This window comes from Rhizobium indicum, assembly GCF_005862305.2.
Classification (GTDB): domain Bacteria; phylum Pseudomonadota; class Alphaproteobacteria; order Rhizobiales; family Rhizobiaceae; genus Rhizobium; species Rhizobium indicum.
Window position 1 is genome coordinate 3,017,139 of sequence record NZ_CP054021.1, and the last position, 21,098, is coordinate 3,038,236.

The 21,098-nt window shown below is 62.0% G+C and carries 19 protein-coding genes; 14 read left to right on the forward strand and 5 right to left on the reverse strand.

Translation table 11 applies throughout. The features are described from left to right. Positions 1–30 precede the first annotated feature (30 nt). The 12 genes from zapE (at position 31) to lpdA (ending at position 13,417) form a co-directional block, all read left to right on the forward strand. Positions 31–1,194, forward strand: coding sequence for a cell division protein ZapE (zapE, locus tag FFM53_RS14815; RefSeq protein WP_138389499.1), 1,164 nt, complete (start codon positions 31–33; stop codon positions 1,192–1,194). 177 nt (positions 1,195–1,371) lie between these two features. Then, entirely contained in the window at positions 1,372–2,334 is a 963-nt protein-coding gene (mdh, locus tag FFM53_RS14820; RefSeq protein WP_003543522.1) for a malate dehydrogenase, read from the forward strand. 36 nt (positions 2,335–2,370) lie between these two features. Next, positions 2,371–3,564 carry an ADP-forming succinate--CoA ligase subunit beta gene (gene sucC / locus FFM53_RS14825; protein WP_138389500.1) on the forward strand — a complete coding sequence of 398 codons (1,194 nt, stop codon included), beginning with the start codon at positions 2,371–2,373 and terminating at the stop codon, positions 3,562–3,564. A gap of 19 nt (positions 3,565–3,583) precedes the next feature. Further along, entirely contained in the window at positions 3,584–4,486 is a 903-nt protein-coding gene (sucD, locus tag FFM53_RS14830; RefSeq protein WP_020051980.1) for a succinate--CoA ligase subunit alpha, read from the forward strand. 173 nt (positions 4,487–4,659) lie between these two features. Further along, positions 4,660–7,644 (forward strand): 2-oxoglutarate dehydrogenase E1 component, encoded by a 2,985-nt coding sequence (locus FFM53_RS14835; RefSeq protein ID WP_138389501.1) that lies wholly within the window; start codon positions 4,660–4,662, stop codon positions 7,642–7,644. Between the two features lie 15 nt (positions 7,645–7,659). Beyond that, on the forward strand, positions 7,660–7,968 hold the full coding sequence (locus FFM53_RS14840; protein ID WP_033181816.1) for a YciI family protein: 309 nt from the start codon (positions 7,660–7,662) through the stop codon (positions 7,966–7,968). Between the two features lie 39 nt (positions 7,969–8,007). Then, positions 8,008–9,285, forward strand: coding sequence for a 2-oxoglutarate dehydrogenase complex dihydrolipoyllysine-residue succinyltransferase (gene odhB / locus FFM53_RS14845; protein ID WP_138389502.1), 1,278 nt, complete (start codon positions 8,008–8,010; stop codon positions 9,283–9,285). 13 nt (positions 9,286–9,298) lie between these two features. Further along, on the forward strand, positions 9,299–10,048 hold the full coding sequence (locus FFM53_RS14850; protein ID WP_138389503.1) for a DUF4241 domain-containing protein: 750 nt from the start codon (positions 9,299–9,301) through the stop codon (positions 10,046–10,048). After that, positions 10,045–10,575 (forward strand): hypothetical protein, encoded by a 531-nt coding sequence (locus FFM53_RS14855; RefSeq protein ID WP_138389504.1) that lies wholly within the window; start codon positions 10,045–10,047, stop codon positions 10,573–10,575. The genes FFM53_RS14850 and FFM53_RS14855 overlap by 4 nt, the downstream gene beginning before the upstream one ends. Next, a complete protein-coding gene (locus tag FFM53_RS14860) occupies positions 10,572–11,324 on the forward strand; it encodes an SDR family oxidoreductase (RefSeq protein WP_138389505.1) in 753 nt (250 codons plus the stop codon). The genes FFM53_RS14855 and FFM53_RS14860 overlap by 4 nt, the downstream gene beginning before the upstream one ends. 20 nt (positions 11,325–11,344) lie before the next feature. Beyond that, entirely contained in the window at positions 11,345–11,983 is a 639-nt protein-coding gene (locus FFM53_RS14865; protein WP_138331765.1) for a LysE family translocator, read from the forward strand. Positions 11,984–12,010: 27 nt separating this feature from the next. Continuing rightward, positions 12,011–13,417 carry a dihydrolipoyl dehydrogenase gene (lpdA, locus tag FFM53_RS14870; protein ID WP_138389506.1) on the forward strand — a complete coding sequence of 469 codons (1,407 nt, stop codon included), beginning with the start codon at positions 12,011–12,013 and terminating at the stop codon, positions 13,415–13,417. 128 nt (positions 13,418–13,545) lie between these two features. Here the strand turns inward: lpdA and FFM53_RS14875 are convergent, their stop codons facing one another. Together FFM53_RS14875 and FFM53_RS14880 are read right to left on the reverse strand one after the other, a co-directional pair. Beyond that, positions 13,546–14,622 (reverse strand): TraB/GumN family protein, encoded by a 1,077-nt coding sequence (locus tag FFM53_RS14875; RefSeq protein ID WP_138389507.1) that lies wholly within the window; start codon positions 14,620–14,622, stop codon positions 13,546–13,548. Positions 14,623–14,811: 189 nt separating this feature from the next. After that, the gene (locus tag FFM53_RS14880) at positions 14,812–15,747 is read right to left on the reverse strand and encodes a tyrosine recombinase XerC (protein WP_138389508.1); all 936 of its coding nucleotides are present in this window, start codon (positions 15,745–15,747) and stop codon (positions 14,812–14,814) included. Between the two features lie 139 nt (positions 15,748–15,886). On the opposite strand from FFM53_RS14880, the gene FFM53_RS14885 reads away from it, so the two are divergent. Next, positions 15,887–16,837, forward strand: a complete 951-nt coding sequence (locus FFM53_RS14885; protein WP_138389509.1) for a GNAT family N-acetyltransferase — start codon at positions 15,887–15,889, stop codon at positions 16,835–16,837. Positions 16,838–16,851: 14 nt separating this feature from the next. Continuing rightward, positions 16,852–17,349 (forward strand): GNAT family N-acetyltransferase, encoded by a 498-nt coding sequence (locus FFM53_RS14890; protein ID WP_138389510.1) that lies wholly within the window; start codon positions 16,852–16,854, stop codon positions 17,347–17,349. On the opposite strand, the gene FFM53_RS14895 is transcribed toward FFM53_RS14890, so the two are convergent. From FFM53_RS14895 to FFM53_RS14905, 3 genes are read right to left on the reverse strand one after another with little or no spacing between them, the layout of a single operon-like run. Beyond that, positions 17,330–18,262 carry a dihydrodipicolinate synthase family protein gene (locus FFM53_RS14895; RefSeq protein WP_138389511.1) on the reverse strand — a complete coding sequence of 311 codons (933 nt, stop codon included), beginning with the start codon at positions 18,260–18,262 and terminating at the stop codon, positions 17,330–17,332. The genes FFM53_RS14890 and FFM53_RS14895 overlap by 20 nt on opposite strands. A gap of 14 nt (positions 18,263–18,276) precedes the next feature. Next, entirely contained in the window at positions 18,277–19,149 is an 873-nt protein-coding gene (locus tag FFM53_RS14900; protein WP_138389512.1) for an amidohydrolase family protein, read from the reverse strand. Then, positions 19,146–20,858 (reverse strand): IlvD/Edd family dehydratase, encoded by a 1,713-nt coding sequence (locus FFM53_RS14905; protein ID WP_138389513.1) that lies wholly within the window; start codon positions 20,856–20,858, stop codon positions 19,146–19,148. Before FFM53_RS14905 ends, FFM53_RS14900 begins: the two co-directional genes overlap by 4 nt. Positions 20,859–21,098: the final 240 nt, after the last annotated feature.

Sequence of the window (21,098 nt, forward strand, 5' to 3'; positions counted from 1 at the left end):
CTGCGATGACTGACAGGCGGATATGCCCTCATGCAACCAATGCCGGATTATGCGCTCAGCGTCTGCGAACAGCTTAAAGCGCTGACCGCATCGGGCGCACTCCAGGTCGATTCCGCCCAGATGGACGTGGCAAAGAGCCTCGACCGGGTGCTTGCCGGCCTGAAGCAGCGGCGGCCGGCGGCAAAATCGAGCGCGCTCGGCTGGCTGTTTGCCGCCAAGAAGAAATCCGCCGACGGCATCAAGGGGCTTTACATCCACGGCAGCGTCGGGCGCGGCAAGACCATGCTGATGGACATGTTTTTCGCGATGGCGCCGTGCAGGAAGAAACGGCGGGCGCATTTCCACGAATTTATGGCGGATGTGCACAACCGCATTGCAGCGCACCGGCTGAAGCTCAAGAACGGCGAGACGAAGCAGGCCGATCCGATGCCGCCGGTCGCCGCAGCGCTTTACGACGAGGCAGAACTGCTCTGCTTCGACGAGTTCACGGTCACCGACATCGCCGACGCGATGATCCTGTCGCGGCTGTTCTCCGAGCTTTTTGCGCGCGGATGCGTGCTGGTCGCGACCTCGAACGTCGAGCCCGACAATCTCTACACGGATGGTCTCAATCGCGGCCTCTTCCTGCCCTTCGTCGCCTTGCTCAAGCAGCATGTCGATGTCGTCAGCCTGGATTCACCGACCGACTACCGGATGGAGAGGCTGAGCAGCCAGCCGGTCTATCTGGTGCCGATCAACGAGCATAACGACATGGCGATGGATGCGTCCTGGACGCAGGCGCTGCATGGGCGCAAGGCGCAGCCGCTGGATATCCCGATGAAGGGGCGCCACATCCATGTGCCGCTCGCCGTCGACCGCATGGCGCGGTTTTCTTTCGCCGATCTTTGCGACAAACCGCTCGGGGCGGTCGACTTCCTGGCCATCGCCGAGCGTTTCGATACGGTCTTCGTCGATCACATTCCCTTGCTCGGGCCGGAAAAGCGGAACCAGATCAAACGGTTCATCATTATGGTCGATACGTTCTACGATCATGCCGTGCGGCTTTACATTTCCGCAGCGGCGATGCCGGAGGAACTGCTGCTGCAACGTCGGGGCACCGAGGGCTTCGAATTCGACCGCACGGCGTCGCGCCTGTTCGAGATGCGCAGTGCGGAATATCTTGCGCTGCACCATGAGAAACGCGCCGCAGAGTAACAATCCGGTGACAGAATACCTTACGTTTACGTAAGATTTTTTGTATCTAAACGATTGAAAACGCTGCATCAAAAATAATGAATTGCCATTTTTTGGCTTTGGGTCTATGCGATTGCGTCATTGGGCGGTGCCTTGCGCGTCCGTTCGACGAATTTGATCGCAAAGGAAACAGCGAAAATGGCGCGTAACAAGATCGCACTCATTGGTTCTGGCATGATTGGTGGCACGCTGGCGCACCTCGCCGGCCTGAAGGAACTGGGCGACATCGTTCTCTTCGACATCGCGGACGGCATTCCCCAGGGCAAGGGTCTCGATATTTCCCAGTCGTCGCCGGTCGAAGGCTTCGACGTCAATCTGACAGGCGCCAGCGACTATTCCGCGATCGAAGGCGCTGACGTCTGCATCGTCACGGCGGGCGTCGCCCGCAAGCCCGGCATGAGCCGCGATGACCTTCTCGGCATCAACCTCAAGGTCATGGAGCAGGTCGGTGCCGGCATCAAGAAATATGCCCCCAACGCCTTCGTGATCTGCATCACCAATCCGCTCGACGCCATGGTCTGGGCGCTGCAGAAGTTTTCCGGCCTTCCTGCCAACAAGGTCGTCGGCATGGCCGGCGTTCTCGACTCCTCGCGCTTTCGCCTCTTCCTCGCCAAGGAATTCAACGTGTCCGTCCAGGACGTCACGGCCTTCGTTCTCGGCGGCCATGGCGACACGATGGTGCCGCTCGCCCGCTATTCGACGGTTGGCGGCATTCCGCTCACCGATCTCGTCACCATGGGCTGGGTCACCAAGGAGCGCCTCGAAGAGATCATCCAGCGCACCCGTGACGGCGGCGCCGAAATCGTTGGCCTGCTGAAGACCGGCTCGGCCTATTACGCCCCGGCCGCCTCGGCGATCGAGATGGCCGAATCCTACCTCAAGGACAAGAAGCGCGTTCTGCCCTGCGCGGCCCACCTCTCCGGTCAGTACGGCGTCAAGGACATGTATGTCGGCGTTCCCACCGTCATCGGCGCCGGCGGCGTCGAGCGCATCATCGAGATCGATCTCAACAAGACCGAGAAGGAAGCCTTCGACAAGTCCGTCGGCGCCGTCGCCGGTCTCTGCGAAGCCTGCATCAACATCGCGCCTGCGCTCAAGTAGTCGATGGGCTGAAGTAATCGAAACAGGGATACACCCATGAACATTCATGAATATCAGGCCAAGGCTCTGCTGAAGGGCTATGGCGCGCCGGTTGCCGAAGGTGTCGCTATTCTCAAGGTTGAAGAAGCAGAGGCTGCCGCCAAGTCGCTTCCCGGTCCGCTTTACGTGGTCAAGAGCCAGATCCATGCCGGCGGCCGCGGCAAGGGCAAGTTCAAGGAACTGTCGCCGGAAGCCAAGGGCGGCGTGCGTCTCGCCAAGTCGATCGACGAAGTGGTCGCCCATGCCAAGGAAATGCTGGGCAACACGCTGGTGACGGCGCAGACCGGCGAAGCCGGCAAGCAGGTCAACCGCCTTTACATCGAAGACGGCGCCGACATCGCTCGCGAACTCTATTGCTCGCTGCTGGTCGACCGCTCGGTCGGTCGCGTGGCTTTCGTGGTCTCCACTGAAGGCGGCATGGACATCGAAGCTGTCGCTCACGACACGCCTGAGAAGATCCAGACGATCGCCATCGATCCGGAAGCCGGCGTGACGGCTGCCGACGTTGCTGCGATCTCCAAGGCTTTTCAGCTCGAGGGTGCTGCCGCCGAAGACGCCAAGACGCTTTTCCCATTGCTCTACAAGGCCTTCGGCGAGAAGGACATGGCTCTGCTGGAGATCAATCCGCTGATCGTCATGAAGGATGGCCACCTGCGCGTCCTCGATGCCAAGATGTCTTTCGATGGCAATGCGCTCTTCCGTCACGACGACGTCAAGACGCTGCGCGACGAGACCGAAGAAGACGCCAAGGAAATCGAGGCCTCGAAGTGGGACCTCGCCTATGTCGCGCTCGACGGCAACATCGGCTGCATGGTCAACGGTGCAGGCCTTGCCATGGCGACGATGGACATCATCAAGCTCTACGGCAAGGAGCCGGCTAACTTCTGCGACGTCGGCGGCGGCGCCGGCAAGGAGAAGGTTGCTGCAGCTTTCAAGATCATCACCGCGGACCCCAAGGTCGAAGGCATTCTCGTCAACATCTTCGGCGGCATCATGAAGTGCGACGTCATTGCCGAGGGTGTCATTGCCGCGGTCAAGGAAGTCGGCCTCAAGGTTCCGCTCGTCGTGCGTCTTGAAGGCACCAATGTCGAGCTCGGCAAGAAGATCCTGAACGAGTCGGGTCTGGCGATCACGGCGGCCGACGACTTGGACGATGCGGCCAAGAAGATCGTCGCGGCGATCAACGGCTAATTTTGAAGGATCTGAAAGAATGTCTATTCTCGTCAATAAAGACACCAAGGTCCTCGTTCAGGGTCTGACCGGCAAGACCGGCACGTTCCACACCGAACAGGCGCTTGCTTACTACGGCACCCAGATGGTCGGCGGTATCCATCCGAAGAAGGGTGGCGAAACCTGGACCGGCGCAAAGGGCGAAAGCCTGCCGATCTTTGCAACCGTTGCCGAGGGCAAGGAAAAGACCGGCGCCAACGCGACCGTCATCTATGTTCCGCCGGCAGGAGCCGCCGATGCGATCATCGAGGCGATCGACGCCGAGATCCCGTTCATCACCTGCATCACCGAAGGCATCCCGGTCATGGACATGGTGCGGGTCAAGGCTCGCCTCGACCGCTCCACGTCGCGCCTGCTCGGTCCGAACTGCCCGGGTATCATGACGCCGGAAGAATGCAAGATCGGCATCATGCCGGGCTCGATCTTCCGCAAGGGTTCGGTCGGTATCGTTTCCCGCTCGGGCACGCTGACCTATGAAGCCGTGTTCCAGACCTCCAATGAAGGTCTCGGCCAGACGACGGCCGTCGGCATCGGCGGCGACCCGGTCAAGGGCACCGAGTTCATCGACGTCCTGGAAATGTTCCTGGCCGATGAAGCGACCCAGTCGATCATTATGATCGGCGAAATTGGTGGTGCGGCTGAAGAAGACGCAGCGCAGTTCCTCAAGGACGAAGCCAAGAAGGGCCGCAAGAAGCCGATGGCTGGCTTCATTGCCGGCCGTACGGCGCCGAAGGGCCGCACCATGGGCCATGCCGGCGCTGTGGTTTCCGGCGGCAAGGGCGATGCGGAATCGAAGATCGCGGCGATGGAATCGGCAGGCATCAAAGTATCGCCCTCTCCGGCCCGCCTCGGCAAGACGCTGGTTGAAGTCCTCAAGGGCTAAGCCACCTATATAGACCGGGCGGAGGAACGGCATCTGCGTCTTCCGCCCGGCCTCGACAACACGAGACTCAGCAGATGCGCCGCGGACAGGCGGCAATCGGAATGCGGCAGCCGGCCATCAAGCCGGCAAATTCATCAAAGTCAGGAGGCGGACGGAAGCGTCCGCATATCACCATGGCACGGCAAGAAGCCAACGAGCAGTTTCAGATCACCTCGTTTCTGGATGGCGCCAACGCTGCCTATATCGAGCAGCTCTACGCGCGGTACGAAGAAGATCCCGCATCGGTCGACGATCAGTGGCGGTCCTTCTTCAAGGCGCTGGAGGAGGATCCCAGCGATGTGAAAAGGGCGGCCAAGGGCGCTTCCTGGCGCAAGAAGAACTGGCCGCTTCAGGCAAGCGGCGATCTGGTATCGGCTCTCGATGGCGACTGGGGCATCGTCGAGAAGGTGATCGAGACCAAGGTCAAGGCCAAGGCCGAAGCTCAGGGCAAGCCTGCTGACAGCACCGAGGTGCTGCAGGCGACGCGCGATTCCGTGCGCGCCATCATGATGATCCGCGCCTACCGCATGCGCGGCCACTTGCACGCCAAGCTCGACCCGCTCGGCATCGCCGCTCCCGTTGACGACTATCACGAGCTCTCGGCGGAGAATTACGGCTTCACGGCTGCCGATTACGACCGTAAGATCTTCATCGACAACGTGCTCGGCCTGGAATACGCGACCATCCGCGAGATGATCGAAATCCTCGAGCGCACCTATTGCTCGACGCTCGGCGTCGAATTCATGCATATCTCCAATCCTGAAGAGAAGGCCTGGATCCAGGAGCGCATCGAAGGACCGGACAAGGGTGTGGCCTTCACGCCGGAAGGCAAGAAGGCGATCCTTGCCAAGCTCGTCGAAGCCGAAGGCTACGAGCAGTTCCTCGACGTCAAGTTCAAGGGCACGAAGCGTTTCGGCCTCGACGGCGGCGAATCGCTGATCCCGGCGCTGGAACAGATCCTCAAGCGTGGCAGCCAGCTCGGCCTCAAGGAGGCCCTGTTCGGCATGGCCCATCGCGGCCGCCTGAACGTGCTCTCCCAGGTCATGGGCAAGCCGCACCGGGCGATCTTCCACGAGTTCAAGGGCGGCTCGGCCGCTCCCGACGAGGTCGAGGGCTCGGGTGACGTCAAGTACCATCTCGGCGCTTCCTCAGACCGCGAATTCGACGGCAATAAGATCCACGTTTCGCTGACGGCGAACCCGTCGCATCTCGAAATCGTCGATCCTGTCGTCATGGGCAAGGCCCGCGCCAAGCAGGACATGAATGCCACGGTCTGGGACGGTGACATCATCCCGCTTTCCGAACGCGCCAAGGTTCTGCCGCTGCTGATCCACGGCGACGCGGCCTTTGCCGGCCAGGGTGTCATTGCCGAAATCCTCGGCCTTTCCGGTCTGCGCGGCCATCGTGTCGCCGGCACCATGCATGTGATCATCAACAACCAGATCGGCTTCACCACGAACCCGGCCTTCTCGCGCTCGTCGCCCTATCCGTCCGACGTCGCCAAGATGATCGAGGCGCCGATCCTGCACGTCAACGGCGACGATCCGGAAGCGGTGGTCTATGGGGCGAAGATCGCCACCGAATTCCGTATGAAGTTCCACAAGCCTGTGGTGCTCGACCTGTTCTGCTATCGCCGCTACGGCCACAATGAAGGCGACGAACCGTCCTTCACGCAGCCGAAGATGTACAAGGTGATCCGCGCCCACAAGACCGTGCTGCAGCTCTACGCGGCCCGTCTCGTCGCCGAGGGCCTGCTCACCGAAGGTGAGGTCGAGAAGATGAAGGCCGATTGGCGCCTCCACCTCGAGCAGGAGTTCGAAGCCGGCCAGCAGTACAAGCCGAACAAGGCCGATTGGCTGGACGGCGAGTGGTCGGGCCTGCGCACGGCCGACAATGCCGACGAGCAGCGCCGCGGCAAGACCGCTGTGCCGATGAAGACGCTGAAGGAGATCGGCCGCAAGCTGTCCGAGATCCCGGCGGGCTTCAATGCGCACCGGACGATCCAGCGCTTCATGGAAAACCGCGCCAATATGATCACCACCGGCGAGGGTATCGACTGGGCGATGGCCGAAGCGCTCTCCTTCGGCGCGCTCTGCGTCGAAGGCAGCAAGATCCGCCTCTCCGGCCAGGATTGCGAACGCGGCACCTTCTCGCAGCGCCACTCGGTTCTCTATGATCAGGAAACCGAAGAACGCTACATCCCGCTCGCCAATCTTTCGCCGACGCAGGGGCGCTACGAAGTCATCAATTCGATGCTTTCGGAAGAGGCCGTGCTCGGTTTCGAATACGGCTATTCGCTTGCCCGCCCGAATGCGCTGACGCTCTGGGAAGCGCAGTTCGGCGATTTCGCCAACGGCGCGCAGGTGGTCTTCGACCAGTTCATCTCGTCGGGCGAACGCAAGTGGCTGCGCATGTCGGGCCTCGTCTGCCTGCTGCCGCATGGCTATGAAGGCCAGGGTCCGGAACATTCCTCGGCCCGCCTCGAGCGTTTCCTGCAGCTTTGCGCCGAAGACAACATGCAGGTCGCCAACGTGACGACGCCGGCGAACTACTTCCACATCCTGCGCCGGCAGCTGAAGCGCGACTTCCGCAAGCCGCTGATCCTGATGACGCCGAAATCGCTGCTGCGCCACAAGCGGGCGGTCTCGACGCTTGCCGAAATGGCCGGCGAATCCGCCTTCCATCGCCTTCTCTGGGACGATGCCGAGGTGATCAAGGACGGCCCGATCAAGCTGCAAAAGGACAACAAGATCCGCCGCGTCGTCATGTGCTCCGGCAAGGTCTATTACGATCTCCTCGAAGAGCGTGAAAAGCGCGGCATCGACGACATCTATCTCTTACGTGTCGAACAGCTCTATCCGTTCCCGGCAAAGGCGCTAATCAACGAGCTGTCGCGCTTCCGCAATGCCGAGATGGTCTGGTGCCAGGAAGAGCCGAAGAACATGGGCGCATGGTCGTTCATCGACCCCTTCCTCGAATGGGTGCTCGCCCATATCGACGCGAAGTACCAGCGCGTCCGTTATACCGGCCGTCCGGCCGCCGCCTCGCCGGCGACGGGCCTGATGTCCAAGCATCTGTCGCAGCTCGCCGCATTCCTCGAGGATGCATTGGGCGGTTAAAACAAGGGGGGCGCAATGGCTTATTTCTTTCTGAGACTGCAGCCGCCGCGCCCCACTTTCCCGCATGACGGGACCGGGGAGGAAATGGCGGCGATGAAACGCCATGCCGAATACTGGCATCGGAACGCTCTTGCGGGATCGGCGATCATCGTCGGCCCCGTCTTCGAGGGTGAAGGCGCCTGGGGCATGGCGATCGTCGAGGTCGAGGATCAGGCGGCGGCGCAGCTTCTTGCCGACGGCGATCCGATCATCGCTTCCGGTTTCGGTTTCCGCTTCGATATCCTGCCGATGCCCTCGATCATCTCGCGGCCGCCCGCCGTCTGAAACGCATAAACGAAAACACACGAAATCAGGATCTGAACAATGGCCACAGAAATCCGCGTTCCAACTCTCGGTGAATCCGTCAGCGAGGCAACCGTCGGCACCTGGTTCAAGAAGGTCGGCGACGCCATCAAGGCCGACGAGCCGATTCTCGAGCTTGAAACCGACAAGGTGACCATCGAAGTTCCAGCACCCGCCTCCGGCACGCTTTCGGAAATCGTCGTTGCCGCCGGCGAGACCGTCGGCCTCGGCGCGCTGCTCGGCCAGATCGCCGAAGGTGCCGCCGCTGCCGCCGCGCCGGCTGCCGCTGCACCGACCGCCGCTCCTGCTGCTCCGGTTCCCGCCCAACCGGCCGCTGCTGCTCCGGCCCAGCCGGCGGTTGCCGCCGCCGCTGCGTCGTCATCGAGCGCCTCCGTCTCCACCATGCCGCCGGCGCCTGCGGCTTCGAAGATGCTTGCCGAAAACAACCTTTCCGCCGATCAGGTCGACGGTAGCGGCAAGCGCGGCCAGGTGCTGAAGGGCGATGTCATCGCCGCCGTCGCCAAGGGCATTTCCGCTCCGGCGGCCGCACCTGCGGCGACGCCTGCCGCCGCGCGCGGCCCGTCGACGGTCGAGGATGCCTCGCGCGAAGAGCGCGTGAAGATGACGCGCCTGCGCCAGACGATCGCCAAGCGCCTCAAGGATGCGCAGAACACCGCCGCCATGCTGACCACCTACAACGAGGTGGACATGAAGGCGGTCATGGACCTGCGCAACAAGTACAAGGACATTTTCGAGAAGAAGCACGGCGTCAAGCTCGGCTTCATGGGCTTCTTCACCAAGGCGGTGACGCATGCGCTGAAGGAATTGCCGGCCGTCAACGCCGAAATTGACGGCACTGACGTCATCTACAAGAACTACTGCCATGTCGGCATGGCCGTCGGCACGGACAAAGGCCTCGTCGTTCCCGTCATCCGCGACGCCGACCAGATGTCGATCGCCGAAATTGAGAAGGAGCTCGGCCGTCTTGCCAAGGCAGCCCGTGATGGCTCGCTCTCTATGGCCGACATGCAGGGCGGCACTTTCACCATCACCAATGGCGGCGTCTACGGTTCGCTGATGTCTTCGCCGATCCTCAACGCACCGCAGTCCGGCATTCTCGGCATGCACAAGATCCAGGAGCGGCCGGTTGCGATCGGCGGCCAGGTCGTCATCCGCCCGATGATGTATCTGGCGCTGTCCTATGATCACCGCATGGTCGACGGCAAGGAAGCGGTCACCTTCCTCGTGCGCGTCAAGGAAAGCCTGGAAGATCCTGAACGTCTGGTTCTCGATCTCTAAGGGAGCGCTTTCGATGCGGAACCGGATCATGCGAGCGGCGCGTCTTCTTCTTTGCGCTGCCGCCGCGCATGTCCCGGTCGCCGCATCGGCTGCCGGCTGGGATATCGGCAAGGCAAGCAGCAATTTCGAGCTGGTGGCGCTTGGTGATGCCGAGCTTTCCGGCCGGTCGATCGGCGTGATCCATATGGGCAATGTCGAGCTGACATCGGGGCGCATCGTTGCAGCCGATCCGCTTGCCCAGCCCGACCGTCCGGCACTCGCAAGAACGGTTGCGCCTGGCGAGTATCCGGTGACGCTCTACCAGGCCTTCGGGCGCATCGCCGCTGCCAGCATGCGGTTTGCCGAGGGCAAGCCGGATCGTTGGGAGCTTGCGGTCCTGCCAGGGCAGGACCTGGCGACGCTGAAGGACGGCGAGATCTTCGGCTACCCCGTCGATGCCGGCCTCGGCTGCTACATGGATGCCGATACGCTTGATTTGATCGGAGAGCGTGAGGCCCAGGTGCAGGTGCAGAAACCGGATTCCGACGTCAACTATTACGACGACGTGCTGGCGTCGGACCTCGACGCCAACAAGGGCATCTATGCGCTGCACCGGCCGGTCGCCGGCAGACGAGGCAATGTCGCGGTGTTCTGGAGCGGCTGGGGCGACGGTTTCTATCCGGTCTTCTGGGGGCTCGACAGGGATGGCCGCGCGCTGGTGCTGCTGACGGATTTCAGCGTTGTCGAGAATGCCGACGGGCGGAAGGAGCCGAAGCTGCAATGAGCGGAAGGACCGGGATCACGACGAGACGGAAAGGCGTGGCTGCAATCGCAGCCGCCGCGTTTTTTGTCGTTCCGGCGTCCACCTTCGGTGCCGCATGCAAGCAGGAACAGGCTGTCTACGCCGATCGCGACGGTGCCTATGAATTGCGCTTTTCACCGCTGAATTCTCCATCGGCTGCCGCCAGCAACCAGTTCAAGGTCAGCGCACTCAAGACACCCGTCGTGATGGAAGGTTATGTCATGCCGTCGGAAGATCCGGTGCGCGCCATCGGCATCCTGATGTTCAACTGTCCCGAGGGTGATGCGACCGGCGCCGATCTCAATGCCTGCACGGTCTGGCAGGGCGCCGTCTATGGCATGGATGCCGAGGGCGAGATGGACAATCTGCAGCCCGAAGGTGCGGCGGCGGCTGAAAAACTCGTGCTTCCCGGCCTTGGTCCTGCCATCCGCGAATCCAGCGCCTGGGGCGAGGGCAAGGCTACGGTGGCACCCTGGGACGTGCTGACATTCAAGGAGTGTGCGACATGAGCGATGCACCTGTTGTTCTCATTACCGGCGGAAGCCGGGGTATCGGCGCCGCGGCTTCACGGCTCGCCGCGCGCCAGGGCTGGCGTGTCGCGGTGAACTACGCCGCCAACCGCCAAGCCGCGGATGCCGTCGTTGCGGCGGTCGTTGGGGATGGCGGCGAGGCCGTGGCGATCCAGGGCGATGTCGGCAAGGCTGCGGATATTGTCTCGATGTTTACGGCAGTCGACCGGCATTTCGGCCGGCTCGACGGGCTCGTCAACAATGCCGGCATCGTCGACTATCCCCAGCGCGTCGACGAGATGTCGGCAGAGCGGATCGAGCGCATGCTGCGCGTCAATGTGACAGGCTCGATACTCTGCGCCGCGGAGGCCATACGCCGCATGTCGAGCCGGCATGGCGGGAAGGGCGGGGCGATCGTCAACATCTCGTCGATGGCGGCGATTCTTGGTTCGGCGACGCAGTATGTCGATTATGCCGCTTCGAAGGCAGCGATCGACACCTTCACCGTCGGGCTGGCACGCGAGGTCGCTGCCGAGGGCATCCGCGTGAATGCGATAAGGCCAGGCGTCATCGAAACCGACCTCCATGCCTCCGGTGGCCTGCCGGATCGGCCGCGCGAGCTGGCGCCGTCGATCCCGATGCAGCGCGCGGGCACGCCCGAGGAGGTGGCGGATGCGATCCTCTATCTTCTTTCACCTTCGGCTTCCTATATAACCGGCGCGATCCTCAATGTGAGCGGCGGCCGCTAGAACGACGGGCGAAAAACAGCATGCAGTATATTCTCGAATTCCTCGGCCTGATGGCCGTCTTTTCGATCTTCATCGTCGTGCCGGGCGCCGATTTCGCCGTTATCCTGCGCCAGAGCATCGTGCATGGGCGACGCGCCGCCATCATGACCGGGCTCGGCATGGGCTTCTCCCTGCTTTTCCATATCAGCTACACCATTCTCGGCCTCGGCCTGATCGTATCGAAATCACTGATGCTGTTTGCCGCCATCAAATGGGCGGGCGTCGCCTATCTGGTCTATCTCGGCATCAAGTCGTTCCGCGAACCGGGATTCAAGGTGCAGGATATCGAGGTGACGGCCGAAGACCGCAAGCCAGTCTCGATGCTGAAGTGCCTGGGCATGGGTTTCATCACCAATGCGCTGAACCCGAAGCCGGTGCTGTTCTTCCTGTCGCTGTTTTCGACGCTCGTGCATCACGACACGCCGGCGCTGATCCAGTTCTCCTATGGCATCGGCATGGCGACGGCGTTGGTCGCCTGGTTTGCCGGCGTCTCCTATTTCTTCACGGTCAAGGCGATCCGTGACCGCTTCATCGCCAGCGGCAAATGGTTCAACCGCATCACCGGAGCGGCACTTGTCGGCTTCGGCTTCCGCCTCGCTTTGTCGCGCGCGGCCGATTAAACGAAAAAATCCAAAGGGAAAGAAGCAATGTCCTACGATGTGATCATTATCGGAACCGGCCCGGGCGGCTATGTCTGCGCCGTCAAGGCGGCCCAGCTTGGCCTCAAGGTCGCCGTCGTCGAAAGGCGGGCGACCTATGGCGGCACCTGCCTGAACGTCGGCTGCATTCCGTCGAAGGCGCTGCTGCATGCCTCCGAAATGTTCCATCAGGCCGGCCACGGGATGAGCGCGCTCGGCATCGACGTCCCGGCGCCGACGCTCAATCTCGGCAACATGATGGCCCACAAGGATGCGACGGTGAAGTCGAATGTCGACGGCGTCGCCTTCCTCTTCAAGAAGAACAAGATCGATGCCTTCCAGGGCACCGGCAAGATCGTCTCGGCCGGCAAGGTTTCCGTCACCGCCGATGACGGCAAGGTGCAGGAGATCGAAGGCAAGAACATTGTCATCGCCACCGGCTCCGACGTCGCCGGCATTCCCGGCGTGCAGGTCGAGATCGATGAAAAGACCATCATCTCGTCCACCGGCGGCATTGCGCTGGAGAAGGTGCCGGAAACGCTGATCGTCGTCGGCGGCGGCGTCATTGGCCTCGAGCTCGGTTCCGTCTGGTCGCGCCTCGGCGCCAAAGTCACCGTCGTCGAATATCTCGACACCATCCTTGGCGGCATGGACGGCGAAGTCTCCAAGCAGTTCCAGCGTATGCTTGCCAAGCAGGGCATCGATTTCAATCTCGGCGCCAAGGTCACCGGCGTCGAAAAGGGCGACAAGGGCGCCAAGGTCACTTTCGAGCCGGTCAAGGGCGGCGACAAGGTGACGCTCGACGCCGAAGTCGTGCTGATCGCCACCGGCCGCAAGCCCTATACGGCGGGTCTCGGCCTCGAAGAGGCCGGTGTTACGCTCGACAATCGCGGCCGTGTCGAGATCGACGGTCACTACAAGACCAATGTCGCCGGCATCTATGCGATCGGCGATGTGGTCAAGGGTCCGATGCTGGCGCACAAGGCGGAAGACGAGGGCGTGGCGCTTGCCGAAATCCTCGCCGGGCAGCATGGCCATGTGAACTACGAGGTCATTCCGAGCGTCGTCTACACCCAGCCGGAAATCGCTTCCGTCGGCAAGACCGAGGAAGAGCTGAAGGCGGCGGGCGTCGCCTACAAGGTCGGCAAGTTCCCATTCACGGCGAACGGCCGGGCGCGTGCGATGCTGGCAACGGACGGCTTCGTCAAGATCCTTGCCGACAAGGAAACCGACCGGGTGCTCGGCGGCCATATCGTCGGCTTCGGCGCCGGCGAGATGATCCACGAGATCGCCGTGCTGATGGAGTTCGGCGGTTCGTCGGAAGATCTCGGCCGTACCTGCCACGCGCATCCGACCATGTCGGAAGCGGTGAAAGAGGCTGCGCTCGCAACCTTCTTCAAGCCGATCCATATGTGACCTTACCTATTCGCAACAACGCATGCAGCCGCTTGCCGTGAGGCAGGCGGCTGTTTTATTGGGTGTGTATCGGCGCTGTTGGAAAGCAGCGTGCTCAGTCGAATGACGACCAGCTGGCCGCCGCGGCCTCAGTTCACCGCCGTCACGGTGAAGCCCTGCTGGCGCAGCAGTTCGATGACGCCGTCCTTGCCGGGCAGATGCAGGGCGCCGACGGCCATGAAGACGTTGCCACCGTCGAGGATCGGCGCGGCGCGCTCGGCCATCACCTTGTTACGGTCAAGGATGACGCGCTGCTCGAAGGCGGCATAATCGCTGTTTTCGCCTTCTTCCTCCGGTGTCACGGTTTTCAACATCGGCATGGTCATGCCGATATCACCGGAGAGGTAGAGGTCGGTCATCGTCTCGACGACATCGCTCATCTTGTCGCCGAGTTCCAGCGTCTCGATCAGCGACTTCAGATGGAATTCGACCGGCAGATCGGCCATGGCCTGGATCTGCTCGGCAAGGGTTTCCAGCCCCTTGACCTGCTTGCCCTGAGCAATGGCATCGGTGGCGATCTTCTGGTCGAGGAACTGCGCGCCTTTTGCCTTGCGGGCGATTTCGCAGGCCGGCAGGGCGACGGCGCTCGAAATCATCCAGGGCCGCATCCGGGAAACGGCGCTGATCGGGATACCGCGCTGCTTGAGGCCGGTTTCGAGACGCTTGTAATCCTCGGGGGAAAGCAGCTTGTCGATCGTCGTGCCGTCGGTGAACATCGTCAGCTCCGGCTTTGCGAGCAGGGCGGCGGTCGCCTTCCGCTCATCGAGGATCTCGTCGGATTCGATGATGATCGTGTCGGCGGCGTCGTGGGCTGCCTGGGCGCGCGGCGGCAAGGCCAGCACGCGCGGATCGGTGACATGCATGCTGCCGAGCAGCCACGAGGGTGCCAATCCCGGCTTCTCGATCTTCCAGAAGATACCCTTGCCGTTCGGCGTGGCGTCGGCTTCCTTCAGCGCCTCTGCGTAGCGGGCAGGGTCGTTCTGCTGCAGCTCGACCATCAGATTGCGGCCGGTGCAGGCGACGTCTTCGGCCGCTGCCGGCCTTGCAGTCAGGAAGGCGGCAAACAGGGCGGCAAGAAGCAGAATGTGAAAGGCTGCGATCAGCCAGAGCAACAGATTGGCCGGCACTGCGAGGTAAGACGTCCGGCGGCCGATTGATGTCGTCATGATGGGTGTTCCGATCACATGCTATAGGCTTCATGCTCTACGCCTGGCTTGCGCATATTCCTTTAAGAGAATGCCTTAACGAGAGCTTAAAGCGCCTCACATTCAATCGCATCCATGCGATGCGCTTTAAGCCTATCGTTTATGCAAGTCGTTGCCCCATAACCGCTGCGCACTTTTGGGCGACATCCATTACGCTCGCGGATGCGCCCGATCATACACCTCGAGCAGCCGCGATGCATCGACGCCGGTATAGACCTGCGTTGTGGAAAGGCTGGCATGGCCGAGCAATTCCTGGATGGTGCGCAGATCACCGCCACCGGCAAGCAGGTGGGTGGCGAAGGAGTGGCGCAGTGCATGCGGTGTCGCCGTCTCCGGCAGACCGAAGGCGCTGCGCATCTTCTGCATCGTGCGCTGGATGATCGCCGCTTGCAGCTTGCCGCCGCGAGCGCCGCGAAACAGCGGTTCTCCGCTTTCGAGATGATATGGGCAGAGCGCTCGGTATCTCTCGACCGCGTCGAAAACCACAGAGAGCAACGGCACCAGCCGCGTCTTGTTGCCCTTGCCGGTGACGCGGAGAGCCGTTGCGCCCTTCTGCAGGTCGGCGGGAGTCAGATCCAGCGCTTCGGAGATGCGCAGGCCGCAGCCGTAGAGCAGCGTCATGACAGCGGCGTCGCGCGCAGCAATCCAGGGCTCGTCATGGAGCTGGGCGTCGTCGCTGACGACGGTGATCGCCTGGGTGTCCGACAGCGGCTTGGGCAGTGATTTCGGTTGTTTCGGGGAGCGCACCGCGCCGGCGCCGGCGGCGTTGACCAAGCCCTTCTTTTCGAGATGGCGCAGCAGCGAGCGAAGACCGGCGAGATTGCGGCCGAGCGATCGGGCGCCGGTGCCCTGTTTGCGCCGGGCCGCCAGGAAGGCGCGGAAATCGGCGGAGCGCAACTCCCTGATATCGCCAAGCGTCACCGGGCCGGCGAGATGGCCGGTCAGAAAGGTCAGGAACTGGCGGGTATCACGCTCGTAAGCGTCGAGCGTGTGCTCGGAAAGACGGCGCTCACTGGCGAGGTTTTCGAGCCACGCGGCCCGTTCCGTCATCAGGCGCTGATCGGCGATAACAAGCAGTTCGTTCACGTTGCGGGCCTTGATTTTGCCTTCAAGTCCGCCAATTTGGAGCAGGAACAGTTATGGAATTGATAATGCCGGCCAAGCCTTTGTCATCCTTCGATCATATTCAACTGCGATAGCTTATACCCCATAGACAGGATCTTTCATGGCACGGCGCGATTCCATGACGGCTTTCGGACAGCTCGCGGAAGCGATCGCTCTCGTTTCACAGGGAAAGCCCGGTCATATCGTCGATACGCTGATTGCTGAACGCGGCCAGAGGATCGTGAAAAATCCGCTTTGGCCGGTCATGCGGCCGTTCCTCTACACGCTGCTGCGCTATAACAAGGCGCTCGAATTCGCCAATGCGGTCGCCAAAATGCCGGGCTTCCAGTCGTTCGAATATCTGAGCGATGTGCTGAAGCTTGACATCGGCATCACCAATGGCGAACGCATTCCTGATACCGGCGGCTTCCTCCTCGTCAGCAACCATCCGACCGGCATCGCCGACGGCGTTGCCGTCTTCGATCTTTTGAAAGCACGACGGCCGGACATGATGTTCTTTGCCAATCGCGATGCCATCCGCGTCAATCCGCGCTTTGCCGAGATGATCATTCCCGTCGAATGGCGGGAGGAGCATAAGAGCAAGCTGAAAGCGCGCGAAACGCTGCAGCTAACCAACCATGCGGTGAAGGAAGGCAAGGCGACAGTGCTCTTTCCCTCAGGCCGCATCGCCTATTGGGCGAACGGCCGGCTGAATGAGCGTCCATGGAAAACCTCGGCTGTCGGCCTGGCGCGCAAATACAATCTGCCGATCCTTCCCGTCCATATGACGGCACGCAATTCCGGCCTGTTCTACTGGCTGGCGAAATGGTCGACGGAGCTTCGCGACATGACCGTGTTCCACGAACTGTTGAACAAGCGCGGCGACCGCTTCGATTTCGTCATCGGCAATCTTATTCCGGCCGAACAGTTGGACGGCGACCTCAACGAGGTGACCAAGGCGCTGGAGAAACATACGGTGCAGGACATGGCTAGAGATGGAGACGCGAGTTTCGTTCCGGTCGGCCTGCCGGCTGCGGCGCCGCGCCGCGAGATTCCGGTTCCTGCAATCTAACCGCCAGGATTGCCATGACGATCGATATCCGCAGGCTCCGCGATCGATTGCCACAGGAGATCGCAGATCTCGAAAGCGAAGCCCGGCGGGAAGGCTATCTCCATCTCACCCGTCTTGTCGACGAATGGTCGACCGGCGACAACAGGTTCGATCGTGACGGCGAAAGGCTGCTTGGCGCCTATGCCGATGAGGTGCTCGCCGGCATCGGCGGCATGACTGTCGAAACGACCATGTCAGGGGTGCTGCGGATGCGGCGTTTCTACATTCGTCCCGCAATGCGCGGACGTGGCATCGGCCGGATGCTTGCTATGGCTCTGCTCGACCATGCGCGTTCCTTCTGCACCGTCGTCTCCGTTCATGCGGGAAACGAGGGTGCGGCGAGGTTCTGGGAGTCGCTCGGGTTTCAGCCTCACGGACGAGATGGACATACCCATCTGCTCGCGCTGCAGCGCCATAGCGATGATCCAGCGGCTTCGGATTTGCGCCAGTGTGTTACGCCCCGATCTCCTTGATGCGGATGGCCTGGCGCGCCAGCAAGCGCTCGACATCGGCAATATCCAGTGTCGAGAGCTTGGCGCCCGGCTTGCGCAGGGTGGCGGACTTGATCACACCGCGCTTGGCAAGCACATATTTGCGCGAGGCAAGGCCGATGCCCTGTTGCTGTTCATAGCGGGCGAGCGGCAGATAGGCATCGAAGATCGCATGGGCGCGATCGGGATTTCCGGCTGCATAGGCCTCGACGACACCAACCATCATCTCGGGATAACAAAAGCCGGTCATGGCGCCATCGGCGCCGCGGCCCATCTCTTCGGGCAGGAAAAGCCCGCCATTGCCGCAGAGGATCGAGATACGCCGCATGGCGCCCTTGTCGCTGGCGGCGCGAAGTGCTGAGATTTTCGACAGCCCCGGCCAATCTTCATGTTTGAGCATGACGCAGTTCGGCACCTCGTTGACGATGCGCTCGATGACTTTGGGCGCGATCGTCACATTGGTGGTGAGCGGATAATCCTGCAGCACGAAGGGCGTATCGCCGAGGGCCTCGCCGACCGACTGGTAGAAGGCGAAAGCCTGATCGTCGGTCTTGACGGTCCAGGGTGGCGCGACCATGACGCCGGCGGCACCCCCGCCCATGACGGCTTCGGCGAGTTCGCTCATCGGCGCAAGCCCAGGCGCCGACACGCCGACGACGACGGGAAGGCGCCCGTCGAGGCGCTTCAGCACGCGCTCGACCACGATTCGCGATTCTTCGGCCGTCAGCTTCGGCGCCTCGCCCAGTTGGCCGAGCACGGTCAGGCCGGTAACGCCGGCGCCTTCATAGAAATCGACCATGCTGTCGATGCTGGCGAGATCGAGCGCGCCGTCATCGGTGAACGGGGTTACGGCGATCACATAGACGCCCTTGGCATCTTCAGTCAGTCTGGCCATTGGTGCTCTCCAATTCAGCGGCCGAAGAACAGCGCTTCGGCATTTCGAACAAAAATTTTTTCAGCAATCGCGGGTTCGCCGATGGCGGCCTGCATGGTCTCTACCAGCTCAGCGTCATCGGGCATGCCGTCCCACAATTCGGTGTGCGGCCAATCGCTGCCCCAGAGCAGCCTTTCCGCATGGCCGGCGGCAAGGGCGCTGCCGACCTCGGTGAAACCGTCGTAATTCACATCCTTCGTCAGACGATAGGGCGCGGTTACTTTGACGTAGGCCTCGGCTCTGTCCATCAGTCTTTTCAGCGCATCGACATGCAATGATCTCGTCTCTCTGGCAAGCGGAATGAAGCCGAGATGGTCGATGACGATGGGCAGGCGGATGCCGGACAGCGTTGCCGCAATATCGGGAAGTTGTTCGGGATTGATCTGCAACTGCAGCGACCAGCCGAGAGGGGCAATGCTTTGCGCCAATGTCCTGGCGGCGGCGAGCGGGAGGCCGCCCTTGTTGCGCGTATTGATCCGCACGCCGCGCACGCCGAGCCGGTCAAGCCGCTCTATCTCGGTCTCTGTGGTTTCGGGATCGATGACGACGATGCCACGCAGACGATCTGGATAGGCGGCAAGCGCCTCGAGCAGCACCCTGTTGTCGAGGCCATAGACGCTTGGCTGCACCAATACGCCCTTGGCGATGCCAAGGCTGCCGGAGAATTCGATCCAGTCGGAAATCGTCGCGATGTCAGGCGTGTAGCTGCGTGGGGTGTTGAGCGGAGCGCCGGCGCGAAAGACGTGGAAATGCGTATCGACCGTGCCTTGCGGCAGTGCCGCACGCGGCAGCCGCGTCAGCGACCGACGGGGCAGGCAAAGCGGTGCCTCCATATCAGCGGCGCTCATCGCGCGTCGAGCTCCTCGCTTTGCAGGAAGTCGAAGTCGGCGCCTTCGTCGGCCTGGAGCACGCGCTCCTGATAGAGCTTCGCATAGCCGCGCGACGGGGCCGGGGAAGGCCGGTTGACGACATCAAGCATGCGGCGATCGAATTCCGCCTGGTCGATATCGAGATCGATACGCCGGCCCTCGACGTCGAGGCGAATGCGATCGCCGGTGCGTACGATCGCCAGCGGGCCTCCATCGGCAGCCTCAGGCGCGATATGGAGAATGATCGTGCCGAAGGCCGTGCCGCTCATGCGGGCATCGGAAATCCGCACCATGTCCTTCACACCCTGCCGCGCGAGCTTGCGGGGGATGGGTAGATAGCCGGCTTCCGGCATGCCGGGCGCACCCTTTGGTCCGGCATTGCGCAGAACCAGAACGTTATCGGCATGGACGTCGAGATCGTCGCTGTCGATGCGCAGCGTCATATCCTCGACGGAATCGAAGACGACGGCGCGGCCGATATGCTGCAGCAGATCCTTGGAGGCAGCGGATTGTTTGATGACGGCGCCGCGCGGCGCAAGATTGCCGTGCAGGACGGCGATCGTCCCGATCGGCTTTAGCGGTTTCTCGACGGTGCGGATGATGGTCTGGCCCGGCTCGTCAACGACATCGTCGATGATCTCGCCGATCGTTCTGCCGTAGACCGTCGGAGCGTTGCCGTCGATTTCATGGCGCACCGCCTTCAACAGAGCCGGGACGCCGCCCGCCTCGTGGAACTGCTCCATATAATGCTGGCCGGAGGGCTGCAGGTCGACGAGCAGGGGAATGCTCCGGCCCAGCCGGTCGAGTTCGGCCATGTCGAGGCGTAGGCCGAGGCGGCCGGTGATTGCGGCAAGATGGACGACGGCATTGGTCGACCCGCCCATTGCCTGCAGCGCGACGAGACCGTTGCGGATTGCCTGCGGCGTCAGAATATCGCGCACGGTTGGGGCAGCCTCATCCATGGCGAGACGCGCGGCCACACGCCCCGTCTCCTCGGCGAGGCGGACCCGTTCGGATTCGACGGCGGGCGCCGAACCGGCGCGAGGGAGGCAGAGACCCATGACTTCGGTCAGGTTCGCCATGGTGCTCGCCGTGCCCATCACCGTGCAGGTGCCGATCGAGCTGGCCAGCTTGTTGTTGACCTCGGCGATCTCGGCCTCGTCGATCTCTCCGGCGCGGAAGCGTCCCCAGAAACGGCGACAATCCGTGCAGGCGCCAAGCCGTTCGCCCTTGTGGTGGCCGACGGCCATCGGGCCGGTCGGCAGGAAGATCGCCGGTATCTCGCTGCTGGCGGCCGCCATGATCTGGGCCGGCAGGGTCTTGTCGCAGCCGCCGATCAGGACGACGGCATCCATCGGCTGGGCGCGGATCATCTCTTCCGTTTCCATCGCCATCAGATTGCGCAGATACATCGAGGTCGGCGAGGCAAAGCTCTCGTGGATCGAGATCGTCGGAAACACCATGGGCATCGCACCCGCCAGCATCACGCCGCGCTTGGTTGCCTCGATGAGTTGCGGCACATTGCCGTGACAGGGATTGAAATCGCTGTAGGTATTGGCGATGCCGACGATCGGACGGTCGAGCGCATCGTCCGAATAACCCATGGCCTTGATGAATGCTTTGCGCAGGAAAAGGGAGAATCCCTGATCGCCATAACTCGTCAGCTTGCGGCGAAGACCGTTCGACAAACCTGTTCCTCCCTCGCCAAATTGATCCATGGCCGTGACGTCAGGGTAGAGGGATACGGATGATTGTCAATAAATAAGATGGCTCCACTGTATCGTATTTTTGGATTTCTTCGGCGATCACCATAAAATACAATGGTAATCTCCGAAATTGGCGCTTTCGTTCGGCAATCAAATGATTGGCTTTTGCGAAGAAGCGGGATAGATTATTGATAAAATGGGATTGAATACAGAGGAAGCGTA

What these genes read in the sequence shown, in the direction of transcription:
- zapE (WP_138389499.1), top strand. Translation starts at nt 31, where the DNA reads ATGCAACCAATGCCGGATTATGCGCTCAGCGTCTGCGAACAGCTTAAA.
- mdh (WP_003543522.1), top strand. Translation starts at nt 1,372, where the DNA reads ATGGCGCGTAACAAGATCGCACTCATTGGTTCTGGCATGATTGGTGGC.
- sucC (WP_138389500.1), top strand. Translation starts at nt 2,371, where the DNA reads ATGAACATTCATGAATATCAGGCCAAGGCTCTGCTGAAGGGCTATGGC.
- sucD (WP_020051980.1), top strand. Translation starts at nt 3,584, where the DNA reads ATGTCTATTCTCGTCAATAAAGACACCAAGGTCCTCGTTCAGGGTCTG.
- FFM53_RS14835 (WP_138389501.1), top strand. Translation starts at nt 4,660, where the DNA reads ATGGCACGGCAAGAAGCCAACGAGCAGTTTCAGATCACCTCGTTTCTG.
- FFM53_RS14840 (WP_033181816.1), top strand. Translation starts at nt 7,660, where the DNA reads ATGGCTTATTTCTTTCTGAGACTGCAGCCGCCGCGCCCCACTTTCCCG.
- odhB (WP_138389502.1), top strand. Translation starts at nt 8,008, where the DNA reads ATGGCCACAGAAATCCGCGTTCCAACTCTCGGTGAATCCGTCAGCGAG.
- FFM53_RS14850 (WP_138389503.1), top strand. Translation starts at nt 9,299, where the DNA reads ATGCGGAACCGGATCATGCGAGCGGCGCGTCTTCTTCTTTGCGCTGCC.
- FFM53_RS14855 (WP_138389504.1), top strand. Translation starts at nt 10,045, where the DNA reads ATGAGCGGAAGGACCGGGATCACGACGAGACGGAAAGGCGTGGCTGCA.
- FFM53_RS14860 (WP_138389505.1), top strand. Translation starts at nt 10,572, where the DNA reads ATGAGCGATGCACCTGTTGTTCTCATTACCGGCGGAAGCCGGGGTATC.
- FFM53_RS14865 (WP_138331765.1), top strand. Translation starts at nt 11,345, where the DNA reads ATGCAGTATATTCTCGAATTCCTCGGCCTGATGGCCGTCTTTTCGATC.
- lpdA (WP_138389506.1), top strand. Translation starts at nt 12,011, where the DNA reads ATGTCCTACGATGTGATCATTATCGGAACCGGCCCGGGCGGCTATGTC.
- FFM53_RS14875 (WP_138389507.1), bottom strand. Translation starts at nt 14,622, where the DNA reads ATGACGACATCAATCGGCCGCCGGACGTCTTACCTCGCAGTGCCGGCC.
- FFM53_RS14885 (WP_138389509.1), top strand. Translation starts at nt 15,887, where the DNA reads ATGGCACGGCGCGATTCCATGACGGCTTTCGGACAGCTCGCGGAAGCG.
- FFM53_RS14890 (WP_138389510.1), top strand. Translation starts at nt 16,852, where the DNA reads ATGACGATCGATATCCGCAGGCTCCGCGATCGATTGCCACAGGAGATC.
- FFM53_RS14895 (WP_138389511.1), bottom strand. Translation starts at nt 18,262, where the DNA reads ATGGCCAGACTGACTGAAGATGCCAAGGGCGTCTATGTGATCGCCGTA.
- FFM53_RS14900 (WP_138389512.1), bottom strand. Translation starts at nt 19,149, where the DNA reads ATGAGCGCCGCTGATATGGAGGCACCGCTTTGCCTGCCCCGTCGGTCG.